18 protein-coding genes are annotated in these 20,625 nt (G+C 43.9%); 12 read left to right on the plus strand and 6 right to left on the minus strand.

The annotated features are described in order from the left end of the window. Positions 1 to 259: 259 nt before the first annotated feature. Complete coding sequence (gene nadK, locus AB4135_RS18195; protein WP_371994873.1) at positions 260 to 1,138, minus strand: NAD(+) kinase; 879 nt, start codon at positions 1,136 to 1,138, stop codon at positions 260 to 262. A 99-nt stretch (positions 1,139 to 1,237) separates the two neighbouring features. Between nadK and grpE the strand changes: the two genes are divergently transcribed. Continuing rightward, a complete protein-coding gene (gene grpE, locus AB4135_RS18200) occupies positions 1,238 to 1,840 on the plus strand; it encodes a nucleotide exchange factor GrpE (RefSeq protein WP_371994874.1) in 603 nt (200 codons plus the stop codon). Between the two features lie 81 nt (positions 1,841 to 1,921). Here the strand turns inward: grpE and dxs are convergent, their stop codons facing one another. The 3 genes from dxs to xseB are packed head-to-tail and all read right to left on the minus strand — an operon-like array spanning position 1,922 to position 4,931. Then, positions 1,922 to 3,787 carry a 1-deoxy-D-xylulose-5-phosphate synthase gene (gene dxs, locus AB4135_RS18205; protein WP_371994875.1) on the minus strand — a complete coding sequence of 622 codons (1,866 nt, stop codon included), beginning with the start codon at positions 3,785 to 3,787 and terminating at the stop codon, positions 1,922 to 1,924. A 22-nt stretch (positions 3,788 to 3,809) separates the two neighbouring features. Continuing rightward, positions 3,810 to 4,691 carry a (2E,6E)-farnesyl diphosphate synthase gene (gene ispA / locus AB4135_RS18210; RefSeq protein WP_371994876.1) on the minus strand — a complete coding sequence of 294 codons (882 nt, stop codon included), beginning with the start codon at positions 4,689 to 4,691 and terminating at the stop codon, positions 3,810 to 3,812. Next, positions 4,692 to 4,931, minus strand: a complete 240-nt coding sequence (gene xseB, locus AB4135_RS18215; RefSeq protein ID WP_371994877.1) for an exodeoxyribonuclease VII small subunit — start codon at positions 4,929 to 4,931, stop codon at positions 4,692 to 4,694. It lies immediately after the preceding gene. Between the two features lie 177 nt (positions 4,932 to 5,108). Here xseB and AB4135_RS18220 point away from each other — a divergent pair, with 177 nt between their 5' ends. From AB4135_RS18220 to thiI, 4 genes are all read left to right on the plus strand, one after another. Beyond that, complete coding sequence (locus AB4135_RS18220) at positions 5,109 to 5,306, plus strand: hypothetical protein (RefSeq protein WP_371994878.1); 198 nt, start codon at positions 5,109 to 5,111, stop codon at positions 5,304 to 5,306. A 71-nt stretch (positions 5,307 to 5,377) separates the two neighbouring features. Continuing rightward, complete coding sequence (gene pomA, locus AB4135_RS18225) at positions 5,378 to 6,145, plus strand: flagellar motor protein PomA (RefSeq protein ID WP_220737265.1); 768 nt, start codon at positions 5,378 to 5,380, stop codon at positions 6,143 to 6,145. A gap of 4 nt (positions 6,146 to 6,149) precedes the next feature. After that, on the plus strand, positions 6,150 to 7,118 hold the full coding sequence (locus AB4135_RS18230) for a flagellar motor protein MotB (protein ID WP_371994879.1): 969 nt from the start codon (positions 6,150 to 6,152) through the stop codon (positions 7,116 to 7,118). 197 nt (positions 7,119 to 7,315) lie between these two features. After that, on the plus strand, positions 7,316 to 8,770 hold the full coding sequence (thiI, locus tag AB4135_RS18235; protein ID WP_371994880.1) for a tRNA uracil 4-sulfurtransferase ThiI: 1,455 nt from the start codon (positions 7,316 to 7,318) through the stop codon (positions 8,768 to 8,770). A gap of 214 nt (positions 8,771 to 8,984) precedes the next feature. On the opposite strand, the gene AB4135_RS18240 is transcribed toward thiI, so the two are convergent. Continuing rightward, complete coding sequence (locus AB4135_RS18240) at positions 8,985 to 9,215, minus strand: hypothetical protein (protein WP_371994881.1); 231 nt, start codon at positions 9,213 to 9,215, stop codon at positions 8,985 to 8,987. Positions 9,216 to 9,397: 182 nt separating this feature from the next. Here AB4135_RS18240 and AB4135_RS18245 point away from each other — a divergent pair, with 182 nt between their 5' ends. The 4 genes from AB4135_RS18245 (at position 9,398) to rlmM (ending at position 12,677) form a co-directional block, all read left to right on the plus strand. Beyond that, complete coding sequence (locus AB4135_RS18245) at positions 9,398 to 10,309, plus strand: transcriptional regulator GcvA (RefSeq protein ID WP_371994882.1); 912 nt, start codon at positions 9,398 to 9,400, stop codon at positions 10,307 to 10,309. Positions 10,310 to 10,409: 100 nt separating this feature from the next. Continuing rightward, a complete protein-coding gene (locus tag AB4135_RS18250) occupies positions 10,410 to 11,021 on the plus strand; it encodes an alpha/beta fold hydrolase (RefSeq protein WP_371994895.1) in 612 nt (203 codons plus the stop codon). Between the two features lie 79 nt (positions 11,022 to 11,100). Further along, a complete protein-coding gene (locus AB4135_RS18255; RefSeq protein WP_020913646.1) occupies positions 11,101 to 11,487 on the plus strand; it encodes a DUF423 domain-containing protein in 387 nt (128 codons plus the stop codon). A gap of 107 nt (positions 11,488 to 11,594) precedes the next feature. Beyond that, positions 11,595 to 12,677 carry a 23S rRNA (cytidine(2498)-2'-O)-methyltransferase RlmM gene (gene rlmM, locus AB4135_RS18260; RefSeq protein WP_371994883.1) on the plus strand — a complete coding sequence of 361 codons (1,083 nt, stop codon included), beginning with the start codon at positions 11,595 to 11,597 and terminating at the stop codon, positions 12,675 to 12,677. Between the two features lie 79 nt (positions 12,678 to 12,756). Here rlmM and AB4135_RS18265 read toward each other — a convergent pair whose 3' ends face one another. Next, positions 12,757 to 13,767 (minus strand): isocitrate dehydrogenase, encoded by a 1,011-nt coding sequence (locus AB4135_RS18265; RefSeq protein WP_371994884.1) that lies wholly within the window; start codon positions 13,765 to 13,767, stop codon positions 12,757 to 12,759. 400 nt (positions 13,768 to 14,167) lie between these two features. Between AB4135_RS18265 and AB4135_RS18270 the strand changes: the two genes are divergently transcribed. The 3 genes from AB4135_RS18270 to AB4135_RS18280 all read left to right on the plus strand — a co-directional run bounded on the left by AB4135_RS18270 (position 14,168) and on the right by AB4135_RS18280 (position 20,622). Continuing rightward, the gene (locus tag AB4135_RS18270) at positions 14,168 to 16,963 is read left to right on the plus strand and encodes a prolyl oligopeptidase family serine peptidase (RefSeq protein ID WP_371994885.1); all 2,796 of its coding nucleotides are present in this window, start codon (positions 14,168 to 14,170) and stop codon (positions 16,961 to 16,963) included. A gap of 564 nt (positions 16,964 to 17,527) precedes the next feature. Beyond that, on the plus strand, positions 17,528 to 18,274 hold the full coding sequence (locus AB4135_RS18275) for a hypothetical protein (protein WP_371994886.1): 747 nt from the start codon (positions 17,528 to 17,530) through the stop codon (positions 18,272 to 18,274). Next, the gene (locus tag AB4135_RS18280) at positions 18,271 to 20,622 is read left to right on the plus strand and encodes an EAL domain-containing protein (RefSeq protein ID WP_371994887.1); all 2,352 of its coding nucleotides are present in this window, start codon (positions 18,271 to 18,273) and stop codon (positions 20,620 to 20,622) included. Before AB4135_RS18275 ends, AB4135_RS18280 begins: the two co-directional genes overlap by 4 nt. Positions 20,623 to 20,625 lie beyond the last annotated feature (3 nt).

The raw sequence follows: 20,625 nt of genomic DNA on the forward strand, positions 1-20,625 counted from the left end.
TCAGCAGAATTATCTAATTAACTTGTTTAAAAATAACGACATTATATTTTATCGTTATTCTCATTGAGATGGCGTAGCCGAGAGTAAAGAGCTTTGGGGCTGTGATAATCTAACCAATAAGTGTGCTAAATAACGTCTTTAATCTTTGCGACCACTCTTTAATATCGTAATTGTTATTGCATTGTTGTGGTTTTGATACGTTGTCTGCTCCTCTGAAATATGCGAGTCAGTAGTATCATTACTGACTCTTCATCGCGACTTAAAACAGTTTACTTCCCCAGCCTAGTTTCGTTCTTAGTACGTGGAAATAGTTGTGCCCTTTAGGATGAATAAGCCTGAGAGTATCTGCGCTACGTTTTACGATGATTTCATCACCTGGTAGCACTGACAAGTTGACGTGGCCATCACAGCTCACCTCTAAGTTGTCACCATTGTGTGGCGACACCACCAGTTTAATAATACTGCAAGCATCGACCACGATAGGCCGACAAGAAAGAGTATGAGGGAACATAGGTACCAAAATCATCGCTTCAAGATTGGGAGTCAGAATTGCACCGCCAGCGGATAGTGAATAGGCGGTAGAACCCGTAGGCGTTGACACAATCATGCCATCGGCACGTTGGCTATACATGAATTTATCATCTATATAGACTTCAAACTCAATCATATGGGCAATCTTACCCGGGTGAAGTACGGCTTCGTTGACTGCGGTATTACTCGATTTAAGCTCACCATGACGGTGCACTTCAGCTTCAAGTAAGAAACGGTGCTCGGTATCAAATTCACCTTCAAGTACTTTTGACAAAGCTTCTTCAAAGGAGTCAGGTGGCAGGTCGGTTAAAAAGCCCAAGTTACCACGGTTAACCCCAATAACGGCGATATCAAATCTAGCCAATACGCGTGCAGCACCCAGCATATTTCCGTCGCCGCCGACAACTATTGCTAAGTCGCATTTCGCGCCAATCTCTAATAGGTCGACCGAATAAGTATGTGAGCCGACATCGGCGGCAACGCGCTCCTCAACCAAGACGCTGTAGCCCTGCATGGTTAACCAATGATGCAATCTCTTTAGGGTGAGATTGGTTCCTTCATGGTTAGGTTTGCCAATAAGTCCAATAGTGTGAAAGGTATTGCTCATATTTGTGTCAGATCCGGCTTTAGGCCTTGAAACCTCAAAATTGATCCCCATAATATGCCCAGAGCATGCAGAAACAAAGCATTTTTAGCTGGAGCAGAAATGAGCAACGAAACAAATAAAGCACAAGATAACCAAATTGATGAGCAAGTTGAATCAATTGTAGAGGGCGAGTTACTGACAGAAGGTAGCGATGAAGCCTCTTTAATGGACGAACTAACTCAAGCTAACTTTCGTGTAGAAGAGCTAGAAAAAGCTTTGCAAGAAGCACAGTCAACCGTGGATTCACAAAAAGACTCAGTGATCCGAGCGGCAGCTGAAGTAGACAACATCCGTCGCCGCGCCGCGATTGATGTTGAGAAGGCGCGTAAGTTTGCGCTTGAGAAGTTTGCCAACGAACTGCTACCTGTACTGGATAACATGGAGCGAGCGCTTCAGGGAACCGATGCAGAAGCTGAAGCGACTAAAGCGATTTATGAAGGTGTTGAGTTAACGGCTAAGAGTTTTGTTAGTGCCGTTGAAAAGTTTGGTCTAACGCAAGTTGACCCGCAAGGCGAAACGTTTAACCCTGAGCTTCACCAAGCAATTGGCATGCAGCCTAGCGCTGATTTCCCTGCTAATACCGTGATGATGGTTATGCAGAAAGGTTACACTCTTAACGAGCGTCTATTGCGCCCTGCAATGGTAATGGTATCTCAAGGCTAACTTTTAGCTGCTAGACACGCTTTAAATAAAAAAGGACTGCGAATGCAGTCCTTTTTTATATCTGATATTGACTAAATGAGTTTAAGCTAAATACTCTTCAATCTGCTGTTGGATACCTGCAGCATCAAGCCCAAGTTCACTGATAATTTCATCAGGTGCGCCGTGCTTAATAAACTCATCGGGTAAGCCAATTTGCAGCACTGGCTTTGGCAGTTTCAAAGTTTGCAGTAGCTCAAGTACCCCTGAGCCTGCGCCGCCCATAATGGCGTTCTCTTCAACGGTAACTAGCACGTCATGACTGTTAGCTAGCTGTTTAACCAACTCAACATCAAGTGGCTTTACAAAGCGCATATCGGCAACGGTGGCATCAAGCGCTTCTGCGGCAACTAAACTATTTGCCAGCGTGGTACCAAAGTTTAGGATGGCAACCTTTTGCCCTGTGCGCTTTATTAAACCTTTACCAATTGGCATTGCCGTCATGGTTTCAACTTGTTTAGCGCCAGTTGCACTGCCACGAGGGTAGCGTACAGCTGTTGGCCCCTCTTTGTAGCAATAACCGGTATAAAGCATCTGACGACACTCGTTTTCATCAGACGGTGCCATGATCACCATATTCGGCACGGTACGCATGAAACTTAAATCGAATGCCCCTTGGTGAGTTGGACCATCTGCGCCAACAATACCACCGCGATCGATAGCAAACACCACTGGTAGTTTCTGCAACGCTACATCGTGGATCAGTTGATCATAACCACGTTGGAGGAAGGTCGAGTAGATAGCAACCACAGGCGTATAACCTTCACAGGCAAAACCTGCCCCTAAGGTGACAGCGTGTTGCTCGGCAATGGCCGCATCAAAATACTGCTTAGGAAAACGCTGTGAAAACTCGACCATGCCTGAGCCTTCGCGCATTGCAGGCGTAATAGCCAGAAGCTTTTCATCTTTTTCGGCGACATCACACAGCCACTTACCAAATACCTGTGAAAAGGTTGGGTCACTTGGCTTGCTAGCCGGTTTTTCAAAGGTTGACGGGTCAAACTTAGGCACAGCATGCCAGCCGATAGGATCTTTTTCAGCAGGCTCATAACCACGACCTTTTTTAGTCATGATATGTAAAATCTGTGGTCCGCTGAGGTTACGCATATTGCGTAAGGTCTCAACCAAGGCATCTACATCATGGCCATCGATAGGGCCAATATAGTTAAAACCAAGCTCTTCAAACATAGTACCAGGCACAACCATGCCTTTAAGGTGCTCTTCAGTGCGCTTAGCCATCTCTTTGATAACCGGCATACCTTTAAGCACTTTCTTACTGTTCTCACGAATCGTGGTGTAGAAACGTCCTGACATAAGCTGAGCAAGGTGGTTGTTGAGCGCGCCTACGTTCTCAGAAATAGACATCTCATTGTCGTTGAGGATCACCAGCATATCGTTATGCAGATCGCCTGCGTGATTCATGGCTTCAAACACCATGCCGCCAGTCATCGCGCCGTCGCCAATAACGGAAACGACTTTACGACCGGCTTGCTCTTTTTCAGCGGCAACCGCCATTGCCAGCGCAGCGCTCACAGAAGTTCCTGAGTGGCCAACACTAAAGGTGTCGTATTCACTTTCTTCACGCCATGGGAAAGGGTGAACCCCACCTTTTTGGCGAATAGTGTGCATTCTATCGCGGCGACCTGTAAGGATCTTATGTGGATAGGCTTGATGACCAACATCCCAAATGAGTCGATCAAATGGTGTGTTGTAGACATAGTGGATCGCCACTGTCAGCTCGACAGTGCCAAGGCCTGATGCAAAATGGCCACTTGATTTACCCACTGACTTCAAAAGGAAACCTCTAAGTTCGTCAGCCAATTGTGGCAGAACGGCTTGAGGGAGCTGTCTCAGCTCATCTGGGGTATTTGCCTGTGCTAACACAGGAAATTGAGAAATATCAAAACTCATATCGAGATTCTTTGTCTCTTATTTATACTCTTCGCTCAATGATATAACGGGCGAATTCGGCAATTAACTGGCTATTGTATGGTAATTTAGCCAGCGCTGATAGTGCGTCCTCAACCAAACTTGCAGCAGTTTGTTGAGCACCTTCTAAACCAAGCAACTTCGGATAAGTGCTTTTATTTGAATCTGTGTCAGAACCTTGAGGTTTTCCAAGCTCTTCGGTACTGGCGATAATGTCTAAAACGTCGTCTTGTACCTGAAATGCTAGCCCTATGGCATCAGCAAAGTCGAGTAAAGCTTGTCGTTCGTCATCGTTAATCTTTGCAGCAATAATGGCAAACTCAACTGCGCAGCGGATGAGTGCGCCAGTTTTTAGTTTATGCAGCTGGATAAGGGTTGCTAATTCTATCTGCTTATCTGTAGCACTTAAGTCCATTGCTTGGCCGCCGCACATACCACTGTAACCAGAGGCATTTGCTAAGGCTTTAACCATGGCTAAATTCTGTGATGGCGTAATGCTGTCTATCGGCTCACTGATAATTTCAAATGCCAGAGCTTGCAAGGCATCACCTGCTAGAATCGCAGTGGCTTCATCAAAAGCGATGTGTACAGTCGGCTGACCGCGGCGCAGGGCATCATCATCCATTGCGGGAAGATCGTCATGGATAAGTGAATACGCATGAATACACTCTATTGCCGCGGCGCAAGAATCTAATGTTTCGAGTTTAACGTTTAACATCTCGCCGATGGCATACACCAAAAAGGGACGAATCCGCTTACCGCCAATTAAGGCGCCATGTTTCATTGCTGCTTTTAGCTTTGGATCGATATCGTCAAGCGCATCAATACGAGCAGCGAGTTGAAGGTTTATACGTTGTTGGTATGTACCTAGTGACTCTGTTAACAATTACTCACCCTCAATATCATAAGGCTTTAGAGAGTCGACACCCTCTTCTTGCATGAGCACAGCAACTTTTTGCTGTGCATTTTCTAATTTACCTTGGCTATTACGAACAAGCTTAATCCCACGCTCAAATTGCTTTAACGCGTCATCGAGGGAGACATCACCGTGCTCTAGGTCAGCGACTATTTTTTCTAGTTCGGAAAGCGATTCTTCAAAAGAGAGGTTTTCTGGTTTTTTTGCCACGATGATCATTCCTAGAATTAAGCGATACACAAAGTATATCAGCAAGCCACAAGGGTCAAATTAAGCCGTTGACTATTTGCACAAAAGCACGTTTTCGCGCATAAACCATCCACTTAAAGCATATTTCGTTAGTCAATTCTATCAGCTGCTTTTGGTAATAGCCTATTGAGTGAATACGTGAAATATACATTTGGGATCTATTTTAACGGATTTAGCGTAACAAATGCGGGAAATATCACTCAAGAGATCTTAACTTTGGTCGTTATATTAGGTGCAACATTGAAAATGTGCGTGCTATTTAGCCGTTTATTTACGTGGTGCTTGCTGTCACGCTGTAAGCGTAATATTGTCGCTTATGGATTTTATCGACGCTAGCGTTTTTAGTTATTATTGTGGGCATTCGATTGCATTAGCAGCGTGATTATATTGGTATTTGAGGAGCGATTTTGGATTTAGCAACCCTAATAGGACTGATTGGTGCTTTTGGCTTCGTTATTATGGCGATGGCAAGTGGCGGTGGGATCGGGATCTTCATTAATGTGCCCTCAATCTTAATTGTGATGATTGGTTCACTGTTCGTCGTGATGATGAAATATAACCTTAAACAATTCCTAGGTTCTGCCAAAATCGCTGCTAAAGCGTTTATCTTTAAAATAGATAAACCTGAAGATCTAATTGAACAATCAATTACCATGGCTGACGCTGCTCGCAAAGGCGGTTTTTTAGCGTTGGAAGAGGCTGAAATTAGCAACAGCTTTATGCAAAAAGCAGTCGACATGCTCGTTGATGGTCATGATGGGGATGTGGTGCGAGATGCGCTTGAAAAAGATATCGCTTTGACTGAAGAGCGGCATAAAACTGGCGTTGGAATTTTTAAGTCTATCGGCGATGTAGCGCCAGCGATGGGCATGATTGGTACGCTGATCGGCTTGGTTGGCATGCTATCGAATATGGACGACCCTAAATCGATCGGACCTGCAATGGCGGTTGCACTGCTTACGACACTATACGGCGCCGTTGTAGCCAACATGGTTGCGCTGCCGATTGCGGATAAATTGTCACTGCGCATGAACGAAGAGATGCTTAATCGTAACCTGATTATGGATGCGGTATTGGCGATTCAAGATGGCCAGAATCCTCGTGTGATTGAGGGCTTCCTCAAAAATTACCTTTCTGAAAAATCTCGCACTATAGATACCTTGGACGGGGCTTAGCTCCATGGCTAAGAAAGTCAAATGTGACTGCCCACCACCAGGTGCTCCTTTGTGGTTGGCAACTTTTGCTGATTTGATGTCGTTATTGATGTGCTTTTTTGTACTTTTACTCGCATTCTCAGAAATGGATGTGATGAAGTTTAAGCAGATTGCTGGCTCAATGAAGTATGCATTTGGGGTGCAAAATAAGGTAGAAGTGAAAGATATTCCTAAGGGAACCTCGGTCATAGCATTGGAATTTAGGCCTGGCAGGCCGGAGTCTACTCCGATTGAAATCATCAATCAGCAAACCAACGAAATGACTGAGCCTATGTTAGAGTTTCAGGCGGGTGAAGATGACAGTGCTGGTGGCGTGCAGCAGCAACGTGGTGAGCAACGTGGTGGCGAGTCATCGTCGACAGCCCAAGAGCAAGAAGATGCACAGGCATTAGCCAAGTCAACTTCTGAGTCTAAAAGTGAAGCCTCAAAAGCAGAAGCTGCTGCGCAGGAACAAATTAATCAGCAAGTTAAGAAAATGGCGCAGGAGCTCAATAAGGAGATTATTGATGGCGCGATTGAAATAGAATCTCTCGGGCAGCAGATCATTATTCGTATTCGTGAAAAAGGTGCTTTTGCATCGGGTTCAGGTTTTCTACAGCCACGTTTCAAGCCAATTGTTAGACGAGTCGGTGAACTTTTAAAGGATGTTCCAGGTATTGTTACCGTTTCTGGGCATACCGATGACTGGAATATCTCTAATGAACTATATAGCTCGAACTGGGATCTTTCGAGCAAACGTGCGGTTGCGGTCGCCCATGAAATGATCAGAGTGAAAGGATTTGATCAGCAGCGGCTTAAGGTCGTGGGGATGGCTTCATCGGCGCCATTGGTCGAGAACAACTCGCCAGCTAATAGAGCGCGCAATCGCCGTGTCGAAATCGCTATTGAACAGGGCAAGGCCAAAGAGTCTGACGAGATCCAAGTCTCAAAATAGTTAAACTAGCCTCTCGAGCAGATAGCAGCGTCCGTTGCTATTTGCACTCCATTTAGGTTTTCCTCTGCTTTATATGCCACTTTCATGGTTGCAAAGACGAATATTCGCTGATAATGACAGATCAGATATACGCAAACGTGTCGGGATATTGTTATAATCCACCCATTGCTGTTTAAATTTGCCCCCGCGGAAGACCAATGAAATTTATCGTAAAACTGTTCCCTGAAATCATGATGAAAAGCAAGCCGGTAAGAATGCGCTTTACCAAAATGCTTGAAACCAATATTCGTAATGTACTTAAAAAAGTCGATGAGTCTGCAAAAGTGCAACGTCAATGGGACAAAATCATGGTGATGGTGCCAGATGATAGACCTGATTTGATTGAAGCATTTGGCGAGCGCTTAAGTTGTATTCCAGGTATTGCCCATGTGTTGCAAGTGAATGTCAGCACTTTTGAGTCTGTTGATGATATCTATCAGCAAACGTTAGCCGTGTATAAAGACCAGCTAGCAGGCAAGACATTTTGTGTGCGGGTTAAGCGAGCAGGTAAACACGACTTTAACTCGATTGAAGTTGAACGTTATGTTGGTGGCGGTTTAAACCAGTTTACTGAAGCTGCAGGCGTACGCCTTAAAAATCCTGACATGACGGTAAATCTAGAGATAGATAACGAACAGCTTTATTTGGTTGATAAACGTATTCCTGGTCTTGGTGGTTTCCCTATGGCTACCCAAGAAGATGTGTTGTCACTTATATCAGGCGGTTTCGACTCAGGTGTCTCAAGCTATCAGTTTATCAAGCGTGGTTCGCGTACCCACTACTGTTTCTTTAATTTAGGTGGCGACCAGCACGAAATTGGCGTTAAGCAGGTTGCCTACCATTTGTGGCAGAAATACGGTGAGTCGCATAAGGTAAAGTTTATCTCAGTGCCGTTTGATCCTGTTGTGCAGGAGATTTTAGAACGAGTCGACAATGGCCAGATGGGCGTTGTACTTAAGCGTATGATGATGCGAGCTGCGGCACGTGTTGCTGACAAAATGGGGATTCAAGCATTAGTCACCGGTGAAGCGATGGGGCAAGTCTCTAGCCAAACCTTGACTAATCTAAATGTTATCGATCGTTGTACAGAGCAGCTTATACTGCGGCCGTTAATCGCGATGGATAAGCAAGATATTATCAATATAAGCCGCGAAATAGGCACGGAAGACTTTGCTAAGTCTATTCCTGAATACTGTGGGGTGATTTCACAGAAACCAACAGTGAAAGCGGTACTGGCAAAAGTAGAAGCAGAAGAAGCTAAGTTCTCTGACGATTTGATTGATCGAGTGATCCAAGACGCTGTCATTATTGACATCAAAGAGATTGCCATTCAGATGGACACCAAAATTACTGAAGCTGAAACTGTAGCTGCAATCAGTGCTGATGAAGTGATTATTGATGTGCGTGCGCCTGAAGAAGAAGAGAAAGATCCGCTAGCAATCGAAGGGATCGAAATCAAGACGATTCCTTTTTACAAGTTGGCGACTCAATTCGCAGACTTAGAAAAAGACAAGACTTACTTATTGTATTGCGACCGCGGTGTGATGAGTAAGCTACAGGCGCTTTATTTGCAGGAACAGGGTTACAGTAATGTTAAGGTTTACCGTCCTTAAAAAGTAGCGGCTATTTACTTTGATGAAAAAGCGACCAGGAGGTCGCTTTTTTTGTGGTGTTAAAGTGGAATATTTTTCAATAGACACGAAAAAGCCACCCGTCATAGGTGGCTTTAATAACGAGACTGGGATGGTTTCCCATCTATGGCTTAACTTTTATCAGTCGATTAAAGTGCCTGAGAGCGTCTCTACTGTATTAATACTTGTTAAGTGATTAGTCTGCAAGCTGAACTGTTTTAGTCGCTTTGTCTTCTTGCTGCTCTTCAGCAACAAGCACTGTGTTTAGCTCTTCAGTTAATTGCACCTGCATTAACTCCATGCTTTCTGCTAAGTTAGCAGTTAGTGTTGCTTCAAGATCAGTGGTATCAACAGCAATTTCATCTGCGCTAACAGTGGTAGAAGCTGATAGAAGTGCGATAACAAATACAGTTTTAAGGTTTAACATGTTCAATAGCCTCCAGGCTGAAATTTTGGGTTGTTAGACACTCCCCAATTACGTCGTAGAGGCTGTCCAACTAGTATCATTTTGTTGGCGCAAAATTTAACCAAAAATACTGGCCTTTACAAACGATAAAATGTAACAATACTCATTAGAAAAACTAATTAAAAAACGGGATCTCGATCACTATGGCCAGACGACTACCCCCCCTTAATGCCGTGAAAGCATTTGAGGCTGCTGCAAGGCATTTGAGCTTTACGCGGGCGGCGGAGGAACTATTTGTGACTCAAGCGGCAGTGAGTCATCAAATTAAGGCGCTTGAAGAATATTTAGGGCTAAAGTTATTCAGGCGTAAAAACCGCTCTCTTTTATTAACAGAAGAGGGACAAAGTTACTTTCTTGATATCAAAGATATCTTTACACAACTCGCTGATGCGACCGATAGATTGCTCGCAAGAAGTGCCATTGGTTCCTTAACTGTAGCGACTTCACCAAGTTTTGCTATTCAGTGGTTAGTACCTCGTCTCGCCAAGTTTAGTGAAAAAAATCCAGATATTGATGTACGAATTAAAGCAGTAGATGATGAGGATGGTTCGTTGACTGATGACGTCGATGTTGCCATCTATTATGGCCTTGGGAACTGGAGTGGAATGCGAGCTGATAAACTGCGTAATGAAGTGCTTATTCCAGTTTGTTCACCGATGTTGTTAAGTGGCCCTAAGCCATTAGAGAAACCAAGCGATCTTAAAAATCACACTCTATTACATGATTCTAGCCGTCAAGCTTGGCAAGCTTGGTTTAGACAATGTGGGATTACGGATATTAATGTGAACCAAGGTCCCATATTTAGTCACTCCTCTTTAGTGTTACAAGCTGCTGCTCACGGGCAAGGTGTGGCGTTAGGCTACAGTGTACTCGCTAGGCCCGATATTAAAGCTGGTCGTTTGGTATGCCCATTTCCTGAGGTTCTAGTCAGTAAAAATGCATATTATTTAGTTTGTCAGCAAAACCATGCTGACATTGGTAAGGTTGCAGCCTTTAGAGAGTGGATGCTTGATATGTTTGAAGAGGAGACTCGCAGTGAACTCCTTACCGGATAAATTGAAGCAAGCTTACCTCGATGGTGCGATTTCAACTGCTGTGGAGCAGCTCAGTGCAGACGAGCTAGCCTATGATGCAAATGAATACCTTTTAACACCTCTGGCTGTTAATGGTGAGCAAAACTGCGATACGTTAATTATTCTGGCTCATGGCGCTGGTGCAAATATGCAGCATGAGTTTATGGCCTCGTTAGCGAGTGGCCTTGCGCAAGATGGTGTTCAAGTTGTGCGTTTCAATTTTCCTTATATGCGCGCCAATGCTATCGATGGTAAACGACGCCCGCCAGACCGAGCACCTAAATTGATAGCAGATTATGCCTTGCAACTAAGCATCTTAAAGCAGCATTTTAGGCCACAAAGAATATTCCTCGTCGGTAAGTCGATGGGAGGGCGTATGTCTGCCATTCTGGCTGAAAGCTTGTCAGTTGACGGTGTTGTGTGCCTCGGTTATCCCTTTATCCCGCTAAAAGGTGGTGAGCCTCGGCTTGAACCAATTGAGAAGTGCAAAGCACCGCTTATGGTTATTCAAGGCGAGCGCGATAAATTTGGCCATAAAGGCTTAGTTGAAACATGGTCGGTAATGGACAAAGTGAAATTGCACTGGTTAACCGATGGCGATCATAGTTTTAAACCAAGAAAGTCGTCAGGTACCACGTTTGAGACTAATCTAGCGCAAGCTATTTCACATATACAGGCATTCATAGGCTCATAGTGCTTAGGCGCCGTAGTGTAGAGCTAGCGTAAACTTTATCTAACTCACAGTGTAAAGCTGGTGAGGTTCAGGAGGCGAAATGCGTAGTGGTTTTTTATTGTTGGCAGCGTTAAGCGGTTTTATGGCGGTTGCCCTTGGGGCATTTGGTGCACACGGGCTTAAGAATGTTGCCTCTGCTGAGATGATCGCCATCTTTAACCTTGGGGTTGAATATCAGTTCTACCATACCTTTGCATTGATTGTGGTTGCATTCGCTGGTCATTGGCTTAAATCTCGCCTATTGGATTGGGCTGGCTATCTGTTTATGTTAGGTATTGTGCTGTTTTCGGGTTCTCTCTATTTATATGCTCTACTTGGTACTAAATGGACTGGCCCTGTCACGCCATTGGGCGGTGTATGTTTTCTTCTCGGCTGGTTGTTTATTGCGGTCGCAGTGTGGAGAAACCGAGTTAAAGAGCTCGATTAAACAGTACAGCAATATACTGGCAGTACCCTACTGGGCTGTAAAAGTGTAAAATAGCGGGCAGCAGTTTTGTTGGTCGCTATTTTTATTTGTTATCTTCAGGAAATTCAATGATAAACCTATTTTTATTTTGCCGTGCTGGCTATGAGAAAGATTGCGCGGCAGAGATCCAAGTGCGTGCCGCTGAGCTCGACATTGGTGGATTTGTAAAGACAAACACCAATGATGCATATGTCATATTTCAGTGTTTCCAAGCGGGAGATGCTGAGGTCTTAGCAAAGAAGATCAGTCTTGATTCATTGATCTTCGCTAGGCAGATGTTTGCCGCTAAAGCACTATTAAAGGGATTACCTGAACAAGATCGTATCTCTCCAATTGTAGAGGCTTTGGCAGATATTCATAAGGCGGGTGAATTACGAGTTGAAACCCCTGATACTAATGAAGCAAAAGAGCTGTCTAATTTCTGCCGCAAGTTTACCGTACCGCTAAGACAGGCGTTGAGAAAGTCGGGTAACTTACTAGAGAAAGAGAATCCAAAGCGGCCGATAATTCACGTATGTTTTGTTGCACCGGGTCAAGCTTACGTTGGCTTCTCATTAAGCAGCAATAGCTCTCCCTATTTTATGGGGATCCCTCGTCTCAAGATTTCCGCTGATGCACCGAGTCGTTCAACGCTGAAGTTAGATGAGGCATTTATTCATTTTATACCGAAAGAAGAGCAAGAGACTCGTCTTAGTAGTGGTATGAGAGCGGTGGATCTTGGTGCTTGTCCTGGCGGTTGGACATATCAATTGGTAAGGCGTGGTATGTTTGTCGCTGCGGTTGATAATGGTCCTATGGATGAAAAGTTAATGGAAACGGGTCAGGTAAAACATTATCAAGCCGATGGTTTCCGCTTTGAACCTCCACGAAAGAACATTACATGGTTAGTGTGTGACATGATTGAGAAGCCATCTCGTGTGGCTGAATTAGTGGAAGCATGGGCGATTAACGGTTGGTTTAAAGAAGCTATCTTTAACTTGAAGCTGCCGATGAAGGCTCGCTATAAAGAGGTGTCGACCATACTGGCAACGATGGAAGAGATCTTAAAAGAGAACGATGTGAATGATTTCAGCATAGCAGCAAAGCATCTTTATCACGATCGCGACGAAGTGACCGTGCATTTGTGCTTAAGGCCTTCTCAACCTTGGTAGAAGCCTAAGTCGCAGAATAAAAAGGCCCCGCATGCATAGCATACGGGGCCTTTTTAATATTTTGTGTACGACGACTTATTTATGAAAGACGGTCGATAACTGCTTGTGTGAAATCAGTTGTACCATGAGTACCACCTAGATCGCGAGTTGTACGGTCACCTTCTTCAATCACTGCAGTGATTGCACTACGAATAAGTTCTGCTTTGTCGCTCATGCCTAGGTATTCAAGCATTTGAATTGACGCCAGAACTACTGATGTTGGGTTAGCAAGGTTTTTGCCTGCAATATCAGGCGCACTGCCATGTACTGCTTCGAAAATTGCAGCGTCGCTACCAATGTTTGCACCTGGTGCCATACCAAGTCCGCCCACAAGGCCAGCACAAAGATCTGACAAAATATCACCAAACAAGTTGGTGGTAACAATCACGTCAAAAATCTCTGGGCTCATGACTAGTTTCATGCAAGTTGCATCTACAATCATCTCTTCAGTTTCGATGTCTGGGTAACGCAGGCTGACTTCGCGCGCGACTTTTAAGAACAGACCTGAAGTTGACTTCATGATGTTAGCTTTATGAACGATAGTAACCTTTTTACGACCCTCTTTACGGGCAAGTTCATAAGCAAAAGTGGTAATCTGCTCGGCACCTTGGCGAGTAATAATACTGGTGGCTTCGGCAGTTGCGCCGTCGTCAGAAACCGTTTGGCCTAGGCCTGAATACATGCCTTCGGTATTTTCACGAACTGTGATGATATCGATATTGTCGTAACGAGCTTGAGTGCCTTTAAAAGACAATACAGGACGTACGTTAGCGTAAAGGCTAAATTGTTTACGTAGGCTCACGTTAATAGAGGTAAAACCTTCACCAACTGGCGTGGTTAGTGGGCCTTTAAGGGTAATACGGTTTTTTTCAATTAAATCTAGTGTGCGCTGAGGTAATAATTCACCGTGCTTTTCGAGTGCAACGAGACCTGCATCTGCAAATTCATACTCAAAATCACAACCTGCTTTATCGAGAATTTTTATTGCTGAGTCGATAATGCTTGGGCCAATTCCATCACCAGGAATTACGGTTATAGTTCTTTTTGTCATGGATAATCCTACCGCGCTGAGGCGTTACTGCAATTGTCTAACCATGTCTTAAAGACATAGCAAGTGATTAAAGGTTTGTTGCTAATCATGCTGCACTTGAAGAAATACTGGTGTCATTTGTGTTTCATGCCATACCTGACATGTAAACACTTGAGTCATATCAGCATTTATTCAAGGGCAACAGCTTCCATTAAAGGAGTAGCAACATCCCTTAGTATTATTTTCGTTTTGTGCGACGTATTTTAAACACTTTTAAACACTTTTCACAGGAAAAGGTGAGCAATCTCACGTTTTTTTCTGTAGGGTAACTTGCAAAAATTGGTGCTTATGACGATGATTGATCGTTAAAGGTTAAAAAAGTCTACTTTAGTCTAATAACTATATAATAATGAGGAAGACCTTGAAGTCATTACCTAGTAAATCATTGCTGTTATTTACAGCCAGCTTATTGCCCGCAAGTCTCCTTGCGGCGACATCCGCAATTACCCCAGATGATATCATGCGATTCGAATCACTCAGCAAACCTGTGATTTCGGACACTGGGAAAACTCTGGCGGTAGAGGTTTCACCGGACAGGGGCGATAGTCACGGTTTAGTTAAAAACCTAGTGACCAAAAAAGAGTTTAGTGTGGAAGGTGGCAGTAAGCCGAAGGTAAGCTATGACGGTCGATATGTTGCCTTTGTTGACAAACAGACTTTGTTGACGACTGAGATGGCGTCAAAGAAAGAAAAGAAGAAGCTTAAGTCAGGTATGGTGTTAGTCGATACTAACACTGGCAAAGAGCTGCGTTATGAGCGGGTTAAGTCGTTTGAATTTAACGAAACCGGCTCACATATTGCTATTTGGTATGAAGCTGAAGACAAGAAAAAAGAGGCTAAAGCTAAAGATAACGCTGAAACAAGTAAAAAAGATATTAAAGTTGATGATGACGACCAAGGTTCAACCGTCGAGCTTGTTGCACTTAATGAATTGAAATCAGTTACCTTTAAAGATGTTACCGCATTTAATTTTGACAAGACTGGTAAGCATTTTGCGCTTGCGATAAATAATGTCGCGACTGATAAACATGAACTTAGGTTAGTCAATTTAGCTAACAATAGCGCTAAGATCGTTCATAGTTTAAAACAGCAGCAGCTGGGCTCGTTGGCATTAAGCGATGATGGTAAGTACTTAGGGTTTACTTTCGGGGATGATAAACAAGCACCATTCGGACGCGAATATTCATTATCTTTGTACAATATTGAGTCCGGTCAGATTAGTTCAGCGCCAACGTCAAAAGAGTGGACGTTAAATCGTTACGCTGCATTACGCTTCTCTGATGATAGCCAACGCTTGTTTTTCGGACGAGTGCCGCAGGTTAGCCAACAAATCGAATTAGCAAAAGTAGAAAAAGAAGCGGACTTGTATGATCAAAGTATCATTACCGGTCAGCGAGCGCTGCGTGTTTGGCATGGTGAAGATCCTCGTATAAAGCCTCATGAAGTCAAACAGTATAAGAAAGAGCTTAAACGTACTTATCTAGCTGTGCTGCATGTTACTGGTAATAATCTGGTGCAACTTGCAGATTTACAAGTTCCTGATGTCGAGATTCAGCAACAACAGCGATATGCGCTGGCTAGTTCTGATCTGCCCTATAGAAAAATGATCACTTGGGCTGGTTTTTATCGTGATTTTTATTTAGTAGACATCAATACCGGGCGTAAAATCCCGGTGTTGAGTCAACAGAGTAGTGCCTCAGAGCCTGTTCTTTCGCCCAATGAAAAGTTTGTTGCTTATTACCTGCAAGGAAACGCATTCCTATACGAAATAGCTAATGATAGGAAAATTAATGTTACTAAGAGCTTAGATGTATCCTTTGCAGACGAAGACCACGATTATCCATCGAATGCACCAGGCTATGGTTTCGGACCGTGGCTTGCTGATGACTCTGGGCTGCTTATTTACGACAAGTTCGACATCTGGCAGTTAAATACACTTTCTCATGAGACCTTTAACCTGACCGCAGGTCTGGGACGTAAAGAGGGAGTGCAATATCGGGTAACTGGACTGGTTGACGATAAAGACAGTCCGAGTGTATTGAGCAATAACCAACAGGTGCTGCTCCAAGGTTATAGCGATATCACCAAAGGTGATGGTTTTTATCAAGCGCAAATAGGCACTGCAGGCGTGACTAAACTTGTAGGCGGTGACTACAAGTTAAAGCTTCTAGCTCGCAGTAAAGACGCGGAAACAGTGGTGTTCTCTAAAGAGCAATATGATCTCTTCCCTGATCTGTATACCGCGGACTATTTATCACCACAGAACGCAACCCGTCAGACAGACTTTGATAAACAAAGACGGGCATTTAACTGGGGTAAGTCTGAGTTAGTACAATGGACCAATGGCGATGGTAAGCCGCTTGATGGTGTACTGATTAAGCCGACTAACTACGTTGAGGGTCAGCGTTACCCTGTGCTCGTTTATTACTATCGCTTTATGAGTGACAGGTTACATTCGTTCCCGCAAATGAAACTTAATCATCGTCCGAACTTTGCTTGGTTCGCTGACAATGGTTACGCGGTCTTTCTACCAGATATCCGCTTTGAAGTCGGTTACCCTGGAGATAGCTCTGTTCAAGCGTTAACTTCTGGGGTGCAACATCTAATTGATATCGGTATTGCCGACCCACAAGGCGTTGGGATCCAAGGACATTCATGGGCGGGTTACCAAACTGCTTTTGCGGTGACTAAAACCAATATATTTAAAGCCGCAGTGACAGGTGCACCAGTGTCTAATATGACAAGTGCATACAGTGGCATACGTCATGGCAGTGGTTTAGCAAGGCAGTTTCAGTATGAAACTGGTCAAAGCCGCATAGGTGAAAGCTTATTCAAATCACCGCAAAAATATATCGAGAACTCGCCAGTATTCTATGTTGAAAGAATTAACACGCCAATGATGATCATGTTTGGTGACAAAGATGACGCAGTGCCGTGGGAGCAAGGGGTTGAACTGTATTTGGCGATGCGCCGTACTGGTAAAGATGTGGTGTTCCTGCAATATCAGGATGAACCTCATCACCTTAAAAAGTACCCTAATAAGCTAGATTACAGTATTCGTATGATGGAATATTTTGATCACTACTTAAAAGGTAAACCAGCACCTGAGTGGCTTAAAGCGGGTGAAGCTTACACTGAGTATAAAAAAGCAGATTAGTGATAAGCGTTCAAATAGCCGAGGTAGTTAAGTTAACGACCTCGGTTTTTTTATGTCTAAAATTCAGCATAAAGTTATACCAATCAGTATAAAGATTTGATCGCTCAGCGAGAGTTTAGCGGCTTTGAGGTAAGGTCATTAAATGCTCCTCGGTAACTGCTCCTGCGTTACTCTCGATAATTGCTCCTGCATTATTCTACCTTCGACCATCCTTGGTCTCGTACCTCCTATATCCATATAGTCGTGCATTAATGACATTCACCACATCTGACCTCCAAGGATGGAGGGAATGCCTTAAGCATGTCAGGAACATGCTAGGCCATGTGGTTTATAATGAATGAAGGACATAGTTATTCTACGTTCAATTTCATTAACGCTGCATCAAAGCCGCTCTGAGTAGATCAACTTCTTATACTGATTGGTATAAGGCTCTGCTTTTTTGTGGTAGAAATTTGTTCAAGCTATTCTTTTTCTAAAATAATTTGTAATATTTTTGTTGCTTTGCCTTTCTCTTTTCCAGATCAGCTTATTTATCACTATCGCTTGAAATGGAATAGAAACAATATGGATGTCATCACTAGAATTTTCGCAGTAGCGCTGTTTGCATTGTGCTCTTTAGGTGCGCTGTTAATGCAAACTTCAACACGGGTATTTGCTGCAGAACCTGCCGATGTGGCGTTAAGCACAAAAGTGCATATCAAGGTAGTCGATGCCAACGCGCGCGCTATGGATAACATGGTTGTTTATCTGCAAGCAAAAAGCATAGATGATGCCAGTAGCGCTGATAAGACACAGAAAGCTGCACAAGAATTGGCAATTCCAGTTGAAGTCCATCAAAAAGATAAACAGTTCACCCCATACATTACCGTGGTTCAAAAAGGCCACGAGCTACAGTTTGTTAACGATGATGATATAACCCACCATATTTATTCTGCAATTGGCCCCAAGCGCTTTTCGTTTAAACTACGCCAAGATGATGCCACTAAAACCATGGTTTTTGACAAAATAGGCCAGATCTCGATGGGGTGTAATATCCACGATTGGATGAGCGGTCATATCTTGGTGGTCGATACGCCATATTTCTCCGCAACAGGCGTAGACGGCACTACAGAGCTTAATGGTATTCCTGCTGGAGAGTACGAACTGATTGTGTGGCACCCGCAGCTCAATAGTCCAAATCATCGTCAAGTCTTTACGATCCACAAAAATGATAAGCCGTTAGTTTTTACTGCAACGCTCAATGCTGAAATGGGGCAAATCCCGGAGCAAAAAAGCCTTGATGACTTTGAGTTTTTGGAAGGCTACGAATGAAAAACGGATTCTTTAGGCAAATGAATCGATTGCAGATCCGTATTTTCGCTTTTTTTATGTTGCTGTTATTCGCGGTGCAAATGATTTCGTTTGTGATCACCTACAACAATAATCAACGTCTAGCCGCACAGCAGCTTACAAACCAGCTAGAAGTGGCGCAATTAGTCTTTAAGTCAGAATACGACAATCGTAACTACTATTTATCAGCTTTCGCTGAAACCGCGGCCAAAGACTTTGGCTTAAAAGATATATTTATTGATGGCGATAGTCGTAGTTTTCTAGTCGCACTCAATAACCACCGCAAACGCATTAACGCTGACTTGGCCATAGCGGTTTCGGCTGATGGCAAAGTTATTGGACAGTTGATAAACCAATACAACAAAGCGGGTGTGAAAAAGGTGCGCTTAGGTCCAGAGCAAAACCAAACCTTTCGTTATGCGCTAGACAGTGCTTTTCAGCAAATAGACTCGCTGTACGCGTTAGATAACAGAGTTTACCAAATTAAGTTTGCACCGCTAACCAGTGGTGGTAACACTGTGATTGGTTGGGTCGGCTTTGGTTTTGTCATTGATGAAGCCCTTGCGGGTACCTTGCAGCAATTGACTGGACTCCATACGGGTTTCTTATTGACTGAGGAAGGTACACCAAGCCGATTCTTAGTCAGTGGTGAGTCGACTATGGCAGCAAAAGATAGCGCTGCAGTGTTACGGTTTGTCGAAAGCGACTTAGACAATACTGAATACCTGTTGTGGCAGCAATACCTTGGTAGCATGGCTGAGCAGCATCTACATGCTTACATGTATCAACCTAGGTCTGATCTTTTACAATCCTTTCAAAAACAGTGGTTATGGCAGCTTGGACTCATTCTATTGATGCTGCCTTTATCGATGTTACTGGCCTTTATGATCTCCGGCAGCGTCACTAAACCGATAAAAAAACTGGTGGAGCAGGCGAGGTATATTGCTAAAGGTAATTATCATAGCAAAGTCTCAGTCGGCACGAGTGTCGAGATGATGCAACTCGCCGAAGAGTTTACCGTGATGCAGCAAGCGATCCTGAGTCGAGAAAGCAAAATTGCTTTTCAAGCCTACCATGACCCTTTAACAAATCTTGCCAATCGTAATGAACTGGAGCGGGTCACCGCGGGCTGGTTTGAGTCGCAGCAGAACGTGGCTATCTGCCTGATAAATATTCGCCGTATTACCGAAGTCAATGTCACCTTAGGCCATGTCGTTGGTGATGAAGTGATTAAAGAGGTAGGGCGCCGACTAACTGCCATGACTGGTATCGATTTAGTGTGTCGCTTATCGGCTGATGAATATGTGTTAGCTTTTAAAAATCTTGATGCCAAGTCGCTTAAAGACGTCCTTGCGCAGCTACAAACCAATATTGAGCGAGAGTACCTTTATCAAGATATCAACTTGCATCTGCAAGTCACCGTTGGCACCGCATTTTATTACCCGCCAGCGGATTTAGTCACCCTACTTAGACAAGCAGATACTGCATTACATCATGCTAAAAAGCACAAGCTTGACGACCAAGTTTATGACTCACGAATTGACATTAATACCTTAGAGCGCTTACAGCTGATCAATGAGTTAAAATCGGCCATTGAGCATGATGAGTTGGTTCTTTTCTACCAACCTAAGCTCGATCTCGCTTTAGATAAAGTCACTCACGTTGAAGCCCTTGTACGTTGGTTGCATCCCGTTAGAGGTTTAATTCCGCCCGATACATTTATTCCCATCGCGGAGAAAACAGGTCAAATGAATGCCTTAACTCGCTGGGTTATGGTCGAAGCGATAGCGCAATATCATCGCTGGAAACGTCAAGGGATTGAACTGTCAATCGCGATAAATATTTCCGCTGAAAACCTAAAAGATGAGACTTTCTGCCAATGGGTGCTAGACATTATATCCGACCAGAATATGCCTATTGAAGCGTTGACGTTAGAGATCACTGAAGATGCAGTGGTCGCCGATCCTGCAACAGCCATCAAACAGTTAAGTGTATTGCGCCAATACGGCCTTAAGTTATCAATTGATGATTATGGCACTGGCTATTCATCACTTGCGCAGCTTAAACAGTTGCCGGTCGACGAACTCAAAATAGATCGCTCTTTTATTCAGCAGCTGATGATCAATGGTGATGATAGAACCATCGTCAATTCTACTTTGCAGCTAGCCCACAGCTTAGGCTTAACGGTTGTCGCTGAAGGAATAGAGGATAAGGCGACTTTATCTTGGTTGAAACAGCGAGGTTGCGAAATGGCACAAGGTTATTATTTATCACGGCCAATAGATGCTGACGCACTCAGCCAGTGGCTTGTTGAATTTCCAACTCACTAATAA

The organism is Shewanella sp. 10N.286.54.B9 (genome assembly GCF_041468565.1).
GTDB lineage: Bacteria > Pseudomonadota > Gammaproteobacteria > Enterobacterales > Shewanellaceae > Shewanella.

Coding starts and splice junctions, on each gene's coding strand:
- nadK (WP_371994873.1), bottom strand. CDS start 1,138: ATGAGCAATACCTTTCACACTATTGGACTTATTGGCAAACCTAACCAT.
- grpE (WP_371994874.1), top strand. CDS start 1,238: ATGAGCAACGAAACAAATAAAGCACAAGATAACCAAATTGATGAGCAA.
- dxs (WP_371994875.1), bottom strand. CDS start 3,787: ATGAGTTTTGATATTTCTCAATTTCCTGTGTTAGCACAGGCAAATACC.
- AB4135_RS18230 (WP_371994879.1), top strand. CDS start 6,150: ATGGCTAAGAAAGTCAAATGTGACTGCCCACCACCAGGTGCTCCTTTG.
- thiI (WP_371994880.1), top strand. CDS start 7,316: ATGAAATTTATCGTAAAACTGTTCCCTGAAATCATGATGAAAAGCAAG.
- AB4135_RS18240 (WP_371994881.1), bottom strand. CDS start 9,215: ATGTTAAACCTTAAAACTGTATTTGTTATCGCACTTCTATCAGCTTCT.
- AB4135_RS18245 (WP_371994882.1), top strand. CDS start 9,398: ATGGCCAGACGACTACCCCCCCTTAATGCCGTGAAAGCATTTGAGGCT.
- AB4135_RS18255 (WP_020913646.1), top strand. CDS start 11,101: ATGCGTAGTGGTTTTTTATTGTTGGCAGCGTTAAGCGGTTTTATGGCG.
- rlmM (WP_371994883.1), top strand. CDS start 11,595: ATGATAAACCTATTTTTATTTTGCCGTGCTGGCTATGAGAAAGATTGC.
- AB4135_RS18265 (WP_371994884.1), bottom strand. CDS start 13,767: ATGACAAAAAGAACTATAACCGTAATTCCTGGTGATGGAATTGGCCCA.
- AB4135_RS18275 (WP_371994886.1), top strand. CDS start 17,528: ATGGATGTCATCACTAGAATTTTCGCAGTAGCGCTGTTTGCATTGTGC.
- AB4135_RS18280 (WP_371994887.1), top strand. CDS start 18,271: ATGAAAAACGGATTCTTTAGGCAAATGAATCGATTGCAGATCCGTATT.